We start from the raw sequence: 13,184 nt of genomic DNA on the forward strand, positions 1-13,184 counted from the left end.
CGGAGCCTGCTAGATGCGAGGCTCCATTTCTTTTTTCGCGGCGATTGAAATGATGCTGACAATGATCTTCGCCAGGTTCATGACCGTAAACAGGCGGGTATCATTTAAAAATTGGGAAGCAGGCAGCGGATCAATATAATTCACGATTGCTTTGAAATGGTAGTCTCCAACTTCCGGAAGCATCTTTTCGAGCGCTTTTCCGGGGGCAAGAGGACCATTATTAAAAATGACAGAACCGACTTGATCTTGAGCTCCGAGGCAAGCATCCATGCTAATAATGAGAGGTTTCTTAAATGGTTTTTGAATCTCTTTAAGGATGCCTTTTAAATTAAAGGCATGTACCGGCTCTTTCAGCGTTCCGTAAATGCGGAAGGGGATATCTTTTTCCGAGAGCATTGTTCCGACTAAAGGTCCTAATGAATCACCGACATACCGGTCTGAACCAATGCATAGGAAAACAATCTCCTTATTCTCCTGTTCAGCATGCTGGAAAATTTCCCGTAATTTCCGGGCTGCACATTCAATTTCCTTTTCTTCTGTTTTACTATTGGATTTTACTAGATAAGCAGGTTCCTCTGGTTTTTTATTAGAAAAAAGATTCACTGTTAGCCCCCCGATCGGATCCAATCATGAGGCAGAAGCCTGTGATTGTTTCTTCTTCTTACATTCTAAGACATGCAAGAATTTAAAGAAAGGAGGAAGGATCATACAGACAGCGACGATCCGCAGCACCTGAACCGCTGCGACAAATGCGGAGTCGGCATGAAACACGATTGCTGCAGTTGTCATTTCGGCAATACCGCCCGGTGCAAATGCGAGCACAGAGGTGATGAATGGCAGATCTGTTGCAGCAGATACAAGATACGCACAGAAGAACATAGCGAGCACTAGGCCTGTTGTGCTTAAAAAAGAGATGAACAGCGTTTCTTTTAACCCGATGAACATCCTTTTATGAAAACGGGAGCCAATGCTTGCACCAATTAATAGCTGTGAAAGAATGATAAACTCATGCGGCCACCAGGCTGAGAAATCATAACCGGCTGCGGAACTGATAGACTTGACCAATCCTACACTGATCATTACGCCGATTAGCCATGGAGCAGGAAATTTTAATAATTTAAATGTGTAAGAACCAAGCCATGCGGCCAGCAGGAAGACAGCAGTCCCTGCCAAATCTTCGAAATTAAAAGAATAAACTGCAGGAGAAACTGTGTCCTGAACAGGGCTTCCAATCCACATAAAGAGCAGAAGAGGAATGGAGAGAACGACAATGAATATGCGCATGGTTTGAATGATGCTTACCATCCCTGTATTGGCGCCTGCTTCTTCTGCCATACTCGGCATGGCTGACAGGCCGCCGGGTGCTGAGGCAAAAAAACTGGTCAGCATATCAAGTCTGCTGTATTTCCATAAAATCAGGCCGGACAGTAAAGCAAATAAAATAGAAAGAAACAGCATCATCGTGACAATCAGCCAATTCTCTTTGAAAATAGTAAAAACAGAATCATTTAACTTCATGCCCAGTTCAATCCCCAAGATCCCCTGACCAATTAATAACCAATGATTTGGAATACCTGTATGGGGCATCTTCAGCCATTTTGGACTCGTGATAGTAAGAAAAGCTGCCGAGAGCAGTGTACCAATCATCCAGCCGACCGGAATACCTGTGAGGGAAAATAGAAATCCGCAAGCCCCGCATACTGCCATAAAGAAAACAAATTGAAGAAATTCGCTGTTTTCTTTCATACAAGCTCCTTCTTTCTATGTTTTAAAGCAGTGAATGGACGAATCACCAACTTATTAACACAAATATAGTATACTTTCAGATATAAATAAAATATTGATTTTTTATCCTTATCCATAAATATTATTGATGTCTAACAGAGGGGGGAAAGAGGATGGATGAACGGGATTGGCTGGTGTTACAGACTCTATACCGTGAAAAAAACATCACAAAAGCCGCCCAGCATTTATATATTTCTCAGCCTGCATTAACGAATCGCCTGCAGCAGCTGGAAAAGGAATTCGGTGTTACCATCGTTCTGAGAGGAAGACGCGGCGTTCAATTTACGCCACAAGGCGAATATTTGGCGAAAAGCGCACATGATATGCTGTCTGCCCTTCAAAAAATAAAAGAAAATGTCCTCAATATGGAGGATAACGCAGTTGGAACATTAAGGCTTGGCGTGTCTAATTTTTTCACGGATTATAAGCTTCCCAATCTCTTGAAATTATTTAAAGAGCAGTACCCGAATGTTGAATTCAAGGTAACGACCGCATTCAGCAGCGAGATTGCCCATTTAATATACAGCGGGGAGGTTCACATCGGGTTTGTCAGGGGAGATTACAGCTGGAAAGGGCAAAAGCGTCCGCTATTTGAAGAAACCTTGTGCATAGCTTCAAAAAGTGAAATCGATATCTCGAAACTCCCTGATCTGCCGAGAATTGATTACCACACAGATCCTCTGCTGAAAACAGCCGTAGATCATTGGTGGTCTGAACACTTCACTCAGCCCCCATTGATAAGCATAGAAGTGGATAAAGCCGATACGTGCAAAAAAATGGTTGTAAATGGATTGGGCTATGCTATTTTGCCAAGTATGATTTTAAGTGATGTCGATGACCTCCACAAAATTGTAATTGAAACCGCTGAAGGAAAGCCAATCATGCGTAAAACGTGGATGTTTTTCCACGAGGAATCCCTGCAGCTGAATATTGTGAAGGCATTTGTTGATTTTATTGAGGATTTGGATTTGGAGAATGGGATTTAGAGGAAAAAAGGTCGTCTATTTTACTAAAGGGTTCCGTTTTAGGCTGCATAACATTAAAATGACATAAGTAACGTCCTGTGAATGGCACAGGACGTTTTGTTATTATATCAAGGTTATTCTCCTCCATTACCAGGTGAATAGCAGACCAAAAAAAGCTTGCCAAAATGTGTGACAATTTCATTGTCATTTCTAAAATCATTTACCCAGTAAATTTTCTATTTGTTATCCTGGCTTATGGTAAAATAAGTGGAGTAAATAAAATTTGAATATTCTGTTAAAAGGTCATTTAATAAGAATAAGACTCCTGAACAAAACTGGATATTTATGTTGATATCGGTGAGATTGAGAAGAAATGACTTAAAGTGACGGTATAATGTTTGAAATTAAAATGGATAGTAATTGGTTGTTAAAAAAATAAAAGAGTTAGTGAAGGGATATGGTGAATTGGAGGTTAAACATACGAATGTGATTAACCCATTTAGAAGGTTGAAATTATTAGGAATGTTCTTGATTACAATCATTTTGCTTACATTGATCTCAGGGTTCGTTTATGAAAAAACAAGTTACAAAAATGTTAAAAGCCAATACCCTCCAGATGGACAAATGATTGATGTCGGGGACAGAGAAATACATATGAGTATCAAAGGAACCAAAACGAGCTTGCCACCTGTTGTTATTGAAACAGGAACCGGAAATTGGTCTTATGATTGGTCGAACATTCAGAAAGAACTATCAAACCATACCCAAGTAATCACTTATGACCGAGCAGGGTATGGTTGGAGTGACCCACCTCCTAATGGATTTTCTATCGATACGACGATTAATGATTTAAGTAAGATTCTCGACTCTTCTAAAATTGACATCCCAGTAATATTAGTGGGTCATTCTGTTGGTGGGATTTATTCTCGTCTCTTTGAAGAAAAGTATCCAGAAAAGGTTACTGGATTAGTGCTTGTAGATTCTAGAAATGAATATTTTTCAGAACAAGCAAAATCATTTAATGATAAGTTTTTCGAGACACAAGATCAATCAATGAATCGCAAATTATCTCAATTTGGAATAGTGAGACTATTTGGAGAAAACCTATTTTCAGATTCAATGCCAAATTACCTTTCCGCAAAAAAATATGTAAACGTTCATTGGGATACTCCATTTTTTAAAGTATTAAATGATGAAATTAAGCAAATAAAAATAAATGAGAAATTACTAGAAGATGCTCACTCTTTAGGAGATAAGCCTTTAACAATTATCACACCGAGTGAGGTGGAATTACAGGCAACAGAATTAGGATTCTCAGATCAAGAGGCGGATAGCTTTGAAAAGAAATGGATGGATTCTCAAAAAAAATTGTCCAGCTTATCCACTAATAGTGAATTCGTTTTAGTTCCTAATAGTAGTCACTCAGTAATGTATGACCAACCTGATGTAATAATAAAAGCAATTTTGAAAATGGCTGATGAAATATAAATGATATTGAAATGTATTAAACATCAAGCTTAATTAAATTTTATATTGATTAAAGTGAAAAATATAGAAGATTCAAATATGCAACAGGCGGCGTTAGAATAAACAGGTTAAAAGGGAGAAAATAATGAAGAATGGATTAATTTCCTTTGGAATGAAAAAAGTCCGTTTCTCTTTGATTAGTGATATTTTAAGCGAAGCTGTGGTTGGCAAGATCAACATCTGCGTGAATTGAACCTTAGCTCGTTTGTGTATTCAAAAACGCGGGTAATGATAGAGGAAACCACTAGAAAAAATTTCTAAAACGCTCATTCCAAAACGGATATCGAGATTTCCGGTTTTCAAGGAAGTCATAGGAGGAACAAATGAACATAAGCAAATATATGGTTGAAGACAATAAAAAAGTTGAACTAAAGAATTATGCAACAACAGAGGACCATGGCTTTACGGAAAAGGAACTGCTTGAACAGCATATCCCGGAAAGCGTCAGCAAGCTGAAAGAATTGCACTGGCGGCTACATGCAGAAGAGAAAAAAGGCATAGTAGTGGTTTTGCAGGCGATGGATGCCGCGGGTAAAGATGAGGCCATCAGTTACATCTTTTCGAATTTAACTGCACAAGGTTTAAAAACGACTTCTTTTCAGAAGCCGTCTGACACGGAACTTAGCCATGACTATCTTTGGCGGATTCGCGAAGGACTTCCGGCGAGAGGACAGATTGGCATCCTGAATCGGTCCCATTATGAAGAAGTGATTGCACCAAGAGTCCATGATTTGCTGGATGACGAAACAATACCCGACAATAAGGATAAGGAAGAAATCTGGTCGGTGCGCTTTCGTCAAATAAATGATTTCGAACGCTATATGGTGGAAAACGGCTTTGAAGTAATTAAATTTTTCTTTCATATGTCGAAAGAAGAACAGAAACATAGACTGCTGGAGCGAATGAAAGATCCGAAAAAGAACTGGGAGTTTTCATTTAGCGATGTGGAAGAACGGCAGCATTGGGACAGCTATCAGGAAATCTTTGAAGACATGTTAAGCAATACCTCAACGGATTACGCCCCGTGGTACATCCTTCCGGCAGATGATGAATGGTATTCACGCTACATTATTACGGAAGCCATGATTGAATGTCTGGAAAAAATAGACCCTCAATTTCCGGAAATTTCACAAGAAAACCGGGAGAAGCTCGATAAATATATCGAGCTGCTGGAAAATGAGGAAGACTAAATAATCGATAGAGTGAACGAAAACGGGTACTAATTGCTTTGCAATTTAGTACCCGTTTTTTGCTGCAATTTGCTGTTTTCTTCTTCAATACGGAACCTGTAACGAATTCAAATCAGCTTTTTTCAGAATAGGACTCTGCAGGTCCTTTCATTTTTTTCTTCATAAACATACTTTGTCTTTTCTTCATCGACTTTGTTAAATAGCCGCCTTTAAACGAGCGGATTTCATAGGACATCATGAAAGCAGTTGGTTCTCTTTCCTGAATAATTTCGAGCAATTCCTCTTCGCGTGACCGTTTAGAGACAATGTCCAAGCGGTAGCGGGTAGAATTGATGCCCTGTCCTTCAAATGAAGTTACCCCGAAACCTGCATTTCTTAAATCATTGACAAGCTCCGTATTTCTCTCAGGAACGTTTACCTGATACGTTATATAGCCAATGGCAAGCTTCTTCTCCAATAAACCTCCGAGCAGCAAGCCAACACTGAATCCGACGACATAAGCGATAATGTTATAAAAGTTTGATAGATCTTGAAAAACAATTCCTAAGCTGATGATGTAGATAATCGCTTCCAATAACCCGACACCAGCTGCTGATTTTGTTTGATTTTTTACAAGAAGGATGGTTCTCATTGTGAGGACCGGAACAAAAACCAGCTGCAATAAAAAAATCAACAACGCTTGAAGCAACATGTAAAAAAACTCCTTCTTCCTGACATACGGAAAGCTTAACATATTTCGTATGGATTTTCAGTTATTCTTAATCATTCATAAAATTACCAGGAAATCTGTTGGATGCATTTCCTGCAAGCGTTATACTTATCATAGATTGATAACGCTTTCATTAAAAGGGGAGAATCTAGTATGAGCTACGGCAACCAAGTACAGTTAAACGTGTACCAGCAGCTTGAGGAAAATATCATACCGGTTTCATTTGAAGAACTTGAAGCAAAAGCAAGGGAGAAGCTTGATGCTAAGCCGTTTTATTACGTGGCGGCATCAGCGGGATCCGAAGCAGCAGGTTCACGAAACAATGAGGCGTTTGAGAAGTACCGGATTGTGCCGAGAATGCTTTGCGATACGTCGACAAGAGATTTGAGTATTGAGCTTTTCGGCAAAAAGCTGCCGTATCCAATTCTATGTGCGCCGATTGGTGTTCAATCAATTGTTCATCCAGATGGGGAACTCGCGAGTACGCAGGCAGCTGCTGAGATGAATGTGCCTTTTATCGCAAGCACCGCTTCTACATACAGCCTGGAGAAGACGGCAGAGGTTTCGGGCAACGGTGAAAAATGGTTTCAGCTCTATTGGAGCAAGGACCGGGAAATTGCAGCAAGCATGGTAAAACGTGCAGAATCAGCCGGCTACAGCGCGATTGTCATCACGCTTGATACGCCGATGATGGCGTGGCGGGAAAAAGATATTGAACATGCCTACCTTCCTTTCTTACAAGGAGAAGGAATCGGAAATTACCTCGCAGATCCTGTTTTTTGTTCCAGATTAGAAAAGACGCCTGCTGAAGATATGAGATCAGCCATCATGCTTTGGGCAAAGATCTTCGGCAATCCATCCTTAACCTGGAAAGATCTTGAGTATTTAAGAATGCAGACGAATCTTCCTATATTATTGAAAGGGATTCTGCACCGTGAAGATGCAAAGCTTGCCTTAAATCATGGCGTGGATGGAATCATTGTCAGCAACCATGGAGGAAGGCAAATGGCAGGCGTTGTTCCTGCGATTGATGCGCTGCCTGAAATTTGTGAGACTGTGCAAGGTGAAATCCCTGTTTTGATGGACAGCGGAATCCGCAGAGGTTCGGATGTTGTAAAAGCTCTGGCGCTTGGAGCAAAAGCAGTCCTGGTTGGGCGCCCTTATATGTATGGACTTGCTTTAGCCGGGGAAGATGGGGTAAAACAAGTCCTCAGAAATCTTATCGCAGACTTCGATTTGACGATGGCGCTTTCAGGGAAATGTTCGGTTGGGGAATTGAATCGGGATATGCTGAAAAGAATGTAACAATAGTTGCCGTCTCTAAATCAGAGCCGGCTTTTTTCAACCAAATGGTCAAAATCCAATAAAATTGTATAAAATAAAAATAAATAACCGCCCCCGTATCTTTTCATCCCCCTTCATTCGTTTAAAAAGCAGAGAGGTTTAAAAGGAGTGAGATCATGCACGGTAACAGGCTGTCAGACTTAGAAAAACGGGAATGGCAAGCGTCCGAAATGCTTAAGTATTATCCGAAATTACAGCAATATTGCCAATTTCTTACCCAGAACAAACATGACGGGGAAGATGTCGCCCAAGATGTGATAGTAAAAGCTTTTCTAAAATACGAGCAAGAAAAACTCAGTACTGCCCTTTTGAATAAGATGGCGTATCATCATTGGGTGGATGTGACTCGAAAAAGAAAGAAAGAATCTCTTGGCGAACTCCCTGAATTGAGTGCCAGGGATCATGCTTCCCGAATGAATGAGCTGTCTGAAATGATTGATCATTTAATGGCGAAGTGCACCCCAAAGCAAGCCGTTCTTTTCCTGCTGAAGGAAGGATTTCAATATCAGGCAAGGGAGCTTGCTGAAATGCTTGAGACTTCCGAAACGGCAATAAAATCCGCGTTGTTTCGGGCAAAGAAACGATTGGCAAAGGATAAGAAAGAAGCTGATTCCTTCTGGGATGAGGAAGAACGCGAGCTGCTGTCTGACTTGATGTATACGTCACTGCAATTTCAGGATCCATCTCCTTTGCTTCAGGCATTGCCTGACATTCTTACATTTGAAGGCACTGAAAGTCCGGCACTCAGCCTTACAAGTGTGCGGCCTTTACCGAGCTTCTCTTCTTCGGCCTCTCTGTGCATGGCTGCATAGCCTGCAAAATCGAAACGAGGAGGAACTCCAGTGAGTACGATACCTTATGTTATTGAACAGTCTGGGCGCGGAGAGCGTTCCTATGATATTTACTCCCGGCTATTGAAGGACCGCATTATTATGATCGGGGATGAAATTAATGATCATGTAGCAAACGTAGTTGTCGCGCAGCTTCTGTTTTTAGCTGCAGAAGATAACGAGAAGGACATTTCCATTTATATAAACAGCCCTGGAGGATCCATTACAGCGGGGTTCGCGATTTTTGATACGATGCAATATATCAAGCCTGATGTCAGGACCATCTGCACCGGAATGGCTGCTTCATTCGGAGCAATGCTCCTTTTAGCCGGAACAAAAGGAAAGCGGTTTGCACTCCCGAACAGCGAAATCATGATCCATCAGCCGCTGGGAGGAGCACGTGGCCAGGCGACAGAAATTGAAATCTCCGCCCGCCGCATCCTGAAGCTTCGTGAGCACATCAACGAAATCATCGCTGAGCGCACAGGCCAATCCATTGAAAAAGTAGCCAGAGATTCTGACCGTGATTACTACATGAGTGCTGCTGAAGCGAAGGAATATGGGATTATTGATGAAATTATTGTTTCGAGATGATAAGGGACACATATCTGCTGTAAAAGCAGATGTGTGTTTTTTTACGTGAAATTAACAAATTAAATTGTAAAATAAAAATAAAGGATTTTGCTGAGAGATTGATTTGCATGATCCGCTGCACAGATGGCTATTATTTCTAAAAGGTGACAAGGCAAGCAGTCAAATTTAGAGGAGGTGTTTATCTTGGATCGTTTAGTTGCAAAACCAGAAGATAAACTACGCCGCTTTTACATCCCAGCAAATAAAAGACAGATAGAATAGAAGTCAAAATGGGCCGCAAAAAGGTCCTTTTTTTATGCTCTCATATCTCCTTCGGTATTTCTTAAATTTCCTTTAAAAAATCTTAAGAAAAAGTTTCCTTTCATAATGGGATAGGCTGGCATATAATTTGAGGAGAAGAGATAAAAGAGTGAATTTAACCTGAATACTGTTTTTATATAAAATGTTAATTTAACTAGAATAATAGAAAGACGGGTGAGTCAGTCATGCCCCCAGCAGCAGCTGCAGCAAGCGATCAGACTTCTTTTAACGATATTTATCAAACTTATTATACGGTGATTTACCGGATTGCCCTGCGGATGACGAAGGATCCCCATTTGGCTGAGGATATTGCCCAGGAAACCTTTCTTAAGGCATTTTTGAAGATGGACACGATTTTTGAAAAAGAGAAATTGAAAAATTGGCTTTCATCTATTGCCAGGAGAACGGCGATTGATTTGTTTTTAAGAAAAAAGAGAAATGAGATTACCATTGAAGAGCAGCTGGTAGCGGACGGAAAGGAACAGATAGAGGATACGATTGACTATTCACTGTTAAAAGAAAAGACGAAGCTTCTTGTTTCTAGGCTGAAACCGGATTACAGGGAAATCATGACGCTGAAACTGTTTTTGGAAATGAAAGATCAGGAGATTGCAGAGTATCTTTCCTTGAACCTCTCAACAGTTAAAACAAAAATACATAGAGCGCGAAAGGAATTGAAAGCCGCGCTTTGAAAGAGGATGAAGCTCAAGGGAGTTCATCCTCTTTTTTAAGGTCTAGTCCCATTTATCAGACATACAATGGAAATGATTATCAGAAAAGTGAAACTTTAACTAGGATTTTCCGTATTATCAGGTATAGGAGGGGAGGAAACATATATGATTTATATTTTCACATTAATCCTTTATGCCGTAACACTTGGTTTCATAGGACTTGGCATTTTTATGCTTTTCACTGGATATGAAAAAAAGAAAACAATCATTGTCCTGATCATCGCTCTTATTTTAGTCATTGTGGGTCTATCCATTAATAAACTTATTCCTGCCTCAGATGGTGAAAGAACAATAAATGTAGACAATAAAGCCGTTTCTGAAATTGATGGAGGTTACCAGTGCGTCCTGAAAGACGACTACCTGGAAATGGATTTCCGCTATGAAACTGGCGATAAAGCTAAAGCCGAAACGTACTGTGATCAATTTAATCAAGGGGAAGAGTATACGATAAACTATGTTCGCGAAGATGGGGTTAATTTGATACAAAAATTGATTAATTAACTTCTAAATTAATAAATACTAAAAATTATCGAATTGGATTTTTCCTTCTAATCTTCAGATAAGGGAGTGTTTATATGATTTGGCTCTATTTTTTGATACCAGTATTTATCATTTGTGCTCTGGCAGTCTATTTTGAAAAGAAATCCGGGATGTCACTGCCGGATGGAAGCCTGCAAGAAAAGAAATTACATGAAGTTAGTAAACAAAACGGCATAAATACGAATGGAACAGGCTCAAATTAATACTCAAGGGAACTCCGGGAAAGAAGGGAGTTTCCTTTTTTTTTTGCTCTCGGTAAGAGTTTAAAAATATCCTTTCTTTACAAAATCCAAACAAAAATTTACATAAATTTGATAGTCATCGACATGGTTTTCACGTTACCCTTTATTTATAGAAAACCAAGTTCAGGAGGAGAATTATGAAAAACACTAATTTGTTTCGTAAATTCGGCACATTATCTTTAGCAGGTGTTTTACTGGCTTCGAGTTTTCCGGCAAGTGCTTATTTTGCAAAAGCTGAAACGACAGCTGAGAGAGTTTTCAGCGGAGAAGGAAATGCTTCTTCCCAAATGATGTCAGGGAAAAAAGAAGGCGATGTATCTATCAATAAAACGATGAAAATTTCCGATATAAAATCAGAAAAAGGCCTTAAAGGCCAAATGATTGCAGTGGAAGGTACGGTGTCTGCAGCAAGCGTGAAGGTTCATGCTGATGCCATGCCTGTAACATATATACAAGATGAAACTGGAGGAATTGCAGCTGTCGGACTTGATGCAAAGAAAGGTCAGCGCGTCCGTATAAGCGGGATGGTTCAAGATCAAAAAGGCAGTCGTTCATTATTAACACAGGAAACTGTCCTGTTAGATGAAAAAGATGCAGATGTTGATGAGGTAACAGTTTCTCCTAAAGAAGCAGCCTCAAAAGAAGGTTTGCTTGTGAAAGTAAAAGGTGAAATCACAGCTAAAACCGACGATACACTCACAATTGACGGTGCATTGACTGCCTACGCAGATCCTTCAGCTGGCACATTGCAGGATTACAAAACAGGGGATTCCATTACGGCATCTGGGATCATTGCGTTTGATGAAAAGAAAAAGCCGCGCCTGATTGTGAGCAGTCTTGGAGATATAGTGAAAAACGAACAGATGCCTGATACTCTTCAGCTGAAAAAGGTGGCAGGTTTCAGTACAGGTGTAACGGACAAAGATGGCGGAGTGGCAGAGATTGTGAAATACAATCCTGATAATAAGAAGTTTTACGTGATTAATGGAAAAAGCCAAACCATTGATATTGTCAGTTTAAAAGGCTTAACTTCTGAAGACGGCCAGGAGCTGAAAAAAGAAAAGTCACTTAATATTGCAGAAGCCGTGAACTCGGATACGTTCAAATACGGTGATGTAACGAGCATTGATATCAATCAAAAGCAGAAAGTGATCACTGCGGCTGTTCAGGAGGCAGACTATACGAAAGCTGGCAAAATCGTTGTAATGGATTATGATGGGAATGTATTAAAAACGTTTGATGCCGGTATCCAGCCTGATATGGTGAAAATGTCTGAAGATGGCCGCATTATTCTGACAGCTGATGAAGGTGAACCTAGAGCAGGACTTGAAAATAGAGTGGATCCTGAAGGCTCAGTAACCATTGTGAATTATGAAACGGGTGAAGTGAAGAAGACAAGATTTGATGATGAAAAAGTGATTGATCGTCATGTTCACATCCGGAATAACGGCAATAAAGCAGATGCCGTACATGACTTGGAGCCGGAATATCTTGCTTTGTCTAAAGACGGAAGCAAAGCGTATGTGTCTCTTCAAGAAAACAATGCTATTGCGGCCATTGACGTGGCCTCAGGCAAAGTGAAATCAGTTAAATCTCTCGGTTACAAGGATCATTCATTGCCTGGAAATGAGCTGGATGCTGCACGAAATAACAAAATTAAAATGGAGCGTCTGCCGATTTTAGGTGCCTATATGCCAGATTCCATTGCCCATGTGGACATCAAAGGAGTCAGCTATCTTGTTACGGCAAATGAAGGTGATGCGACAGAGTGGGAAGAGTTTGAAAACGTCACGGACTTTTCAGATGTAAAGGACGGCATCAAGCTGAAATCCAATCTTTTTAAAGGAATGTCACCGAAAGAAGCAAAAGCGGCTTTTGAAAAAATGAAGCACTCCGGAGATTACGATAAGCTCGAAGTACTGACTGACAGAGGAGAGGACGCTGTTTATACGCTAGGCGGAAGATCGTTCTCCATTTGGAAAGCTGACACGATGGAGCTGGTTTATGACAGCGGAAGCGACTTTGAGAAAATAACAGCAGAGCGCTATCCTGAATTTTTCAACTGGTCAAATGATGATAGTGCCTTTGAGAAGCGCAGTGCAAAAAAAGGACCTGAACCAGAGGATGTAAAAATAGGCATGATCGGTCAAGAGGTGTTTGCGTTCGCAGGTCTTGAGCGAATTGGCGGTGTCATGGCATATAATATTTCAAATCCAGAGGATGCTCAATTTGCAAACTATATCAATACTAGAGACTTTTCAAGTGAAATCGCCGGTGACGTTTCCCCTGAAGGACTTGAATTTGTGTCTGCTGAAAAGAGTCCGACAGGCCGTCCGCTTGTTTTAGTGGGAAATGAAGTCAGCGGGACAGTAGCCGTTAATGAAGTGCAGGCTGCTTCGCATAGCAATTGAATGGATATCCATAACC

At 40.5% G+C, this 13,184-nt stretch carries 13 protein-coding genes; 10 read left to right on the top strand and 3 right to left on the bottom strand.

All coding sequences use genetic code 11. The annotated features are described in order from the left end of the window. Window positions 1-9 precede the first annotated feature (9 nt). Both yyaC and GJU41_RS03560 read right to left on the bottom strand, forming a co-directional pair. Window positions 10-603, bottom strand: coding sequence for a spore protease YyaC (gene yyaC, locus GJU41_RS03555; RefSeq protein WP_070876855.1), 594 nt, complete (start codon window positions 601-603; stop codon window positions 10-12). A gap of 24 nt (window positions 604-627) precedes the next feature. Next, window positions 628-1,746 (bottom strand): AbrB family transcriptional regulator, encoded by a 1,119-nt coding sequence (locus GJU41_RS03560; RefSeq protein ID WP_154318033.1) that lies wholly within the window; start codon window positions 1,744-1,746, stop codon window positions 628-630. Window positions 1,747-1,898: 152 nt separating this feature from the next. On the opposite strand from GJU41_RS03560, the gene GJU41_RS03565 reads away from it, so the two are divergent. The 3 genes from GJU41_RS03565 (at window position 1,899) to GJU41_RS03575 (ending at window position 5,467) form a co-directional block, all read left to right on the top strand. After that, entirely contained in the window at window positions 1,899-2,771 is an 873-nt protein-coding gene (locus GJU41_RS03565) for a LysR family transcriptional regulator (protein ID WP_154318034.1), read from the top strand. 399 nt (window positions 2,772-3,170) lie between these two features. Further along, complete coding sequence (locus tag GJU41_RS03570; RefSeq protein WP_154318035.1) at window positions 3,171-4,238, top strand: alpha/beta fold hydrolase; 1,068 nt, start codon at window positions 3,171-3,173, stop codon at window positions 4,236-4,238. 362 nt (window positions 4,239-4,600) lie between these two features. Continuing rightward, window positions 4,601-5,467: a PPK2 family polyphosphate kinase gene (locus GJU41_RS03575; RefSeq protein WP_154318036.1), complete on the top strand. Its 867-nt coding sequence runs from the start codon at window positions 4,601-4,603 to the stop codon at window positions 5,465-5,467. Between the two features lie 112 nt (window positions 5,468-5,579). On the opposite strand, the gene GJU41_RS03580 is transcribed toward GJU41_RS03575, so the two are convergent. Continuing rightward, a complete protein-coding gene (locus tag GJU41_RS03580; RefSeq protein ID WP_070876915.1) occupies window positions 5,580-6,155 on the bottom strand; it encodes a DUF2179 domain-containing protein in 576 nt (191 codons plus the stop codon). 174 nt (window positions 6,156-6,329) lie between these two features. On the opposite strand from GJU41_RS03580, the gene GJU41_RS03585 reads away from it, so the two are divergent. The 7 genes from GJU41_RS03585 to GJU41_RS03615 all read left to right on the top strand — a co-directional run bounded on the left by GJU41_RS03585 (window position 6,330) and on the right by GJU41_RS03615 (window position 13,168). After that, the gene (locus GJU41_RS03585; RefSeq protein ID WP_154318037.1) at window positions 6,330-7,481 is read left to right on the top strand and encodes a lactate 2-monooxygenase; all 1,152 of its coding nucleotides are present in this window, start codon (window positions 6,330-6,332) and stop codon (window positions 7,479-7,481) included. 155 nt (window positions 7,482-7,636) lie between these two features. Continuing rightward, window positions 7,637-8,332 (top strand): sigma factor-like helix-turn-helix DNA-binding protein, encoded by a 696-nt coding sequence (locus tag GJU41_RS03590; RefSeq protein WP_070876849.1) that lies wholly within the window; start codon window positions 7,637-7,639, stop codon window positions 8,330-8,332. Between the two features lie 30 nt (window positions 8,333-8,362). Beyond that, a complete protein-coding gene (clpP, locus tag GJU41_RS03595; RefSeq protein WP_070876848.1) occupies window positions 8,363-8,944 on the top strand; it encodes an ATP-dependent Clp endopeptidase proteolytic subunit ClpP in 582 nt (193 codons plus the stop codon). A 485-nt stretch (window positions 8,945-9,429) separates the two neighbouring features. Continuing rightward, window positions 9,430-9,936 carry an RNA polymerase sigma factor gene (locus GJU41_RS03600; protein WP_070876847.1) on the top strand — a complete coding sequence of 169 codons (507 nt, stop codon included), beginning with the start codon at window positions 9,430-9,432 and terminating at the stop codon, window positions 9,934-9,936. A 144-nt stretch (window positions 9,937-10,080) separates the two neighbouring features. After that, window positions 10,081-10,476, top strand: a complete 396-nt coding sequence (locus GJU41_RS03605; protein WP_070876846.1) for a hypothetical protein — start codon at window positions 10,081-10,083, stop codon at window positions 10,474-10,476. Window positions 10,477-10,550: 74 nt separating this feature from the next. Then, the gene (locus GJU41_RS03610) at window positions 10,551-10,718 is read left to right on the top strand and encodes a hypothetical protein (RefSeq protein ID WP_154318038.1); all 168 of its coding nucleotides are present in this window, start codon (window positions 10,551-10,553) and stop codon (window positions 10,716-10,718) included. A gap of 176 nt (window positions 10,719-10,894) precedes the next feature. After that, window positions 10,895-13,168 (top strand): choice-of-anchor I family protein, encoded by a 2,274-nt coding sequence (locus tag GJU41_RS03615; protein ID WP_224771355.1) that lies wholly within the window; start codon window positions 10,895-10,897, stop codon window positions 13,166-13,168. The last annotated feature ends 16 nt before the right edge of the window (window positions 13,169-13,184 follow it).

It is taken from the genome of Metabacillus idriensis, from assembly GCF_009674765.1.
GTDB lineage: Bacteria > Bacillota > Bacilli > Bacillales > Bacillaceae > Bacillus_P > Bacillus_P idriensis.

What these genes read in the sequence shown, in the direction of transcription:
- GJU41_RS03600 (WP_070876847.1), top strand. Translation starts at nt 9,430, where the DNA reads ATGCCCCCAGCAGCAGCTGCAGCAAGCGATCAGACTTCTTTTAACGAT.
- GJU41_RS03565 (WP_154318034.1), top strand. Translation starts at nt 1,899, where the DNA reads ATGGATGAACGGGATTGGCTGGTGTTACAGACTCTATACCGTGAAAAA.
- GJU41_RS03560 (WP_154318033.1), bottom strand. Translation starts at nt 1,746, where the DNA reads ATGAAAGAAAACAGCGAATTTCTTCAATTTGTTTTCTTTATGGCAGTA.
- GJU41_RS03585 (WP_154318037.1), top strand. Translation starts at nt 6,330, where the DNA reads ATGAGCTACGGCAACCAAGTACAGTTAAACGTGTACCAGCAGCTTGAG.
- GJU41_RS03590 (WP_070876849.1), top strand. Translation starts at nt 7,637, where the DNA reads ATGCACGGTAACAGGCTGTCAGACTTAGAAAAACGGGAATGGCAAGCG.
- GJU41_RS03610 (WP_154318038.1), top strand. Translation starts at nt 10,551, where the DNA reads ATGATTTGGCTCTATTTTTTGATACCAGTATTTATCATTTGTGCTCTG.
- GJU41_RS03575 (WP_154318036.1), top strand. Translation starts at nt 4,601, where the DNA reads ATGAACATAAGCAAATATATGGTTGAAGACAATAAAAAAGTTGAACTA.
- GJU41_RS03605 (WP_070876846.1), top strand. Translation starts at nt 10,081, where the DNA reads ATGATTTATATTTTCACATTAATCCTTTATGCCGTAACACTTGGTTTC.
- GJU41_RS03615 (WP_224771355.1), top strand. Translation starts at nt 10,895, where the DNA reads ATGAAAAACACTAATTTGTTTCGTAAATTCGGCACATTATCTTTAGCA.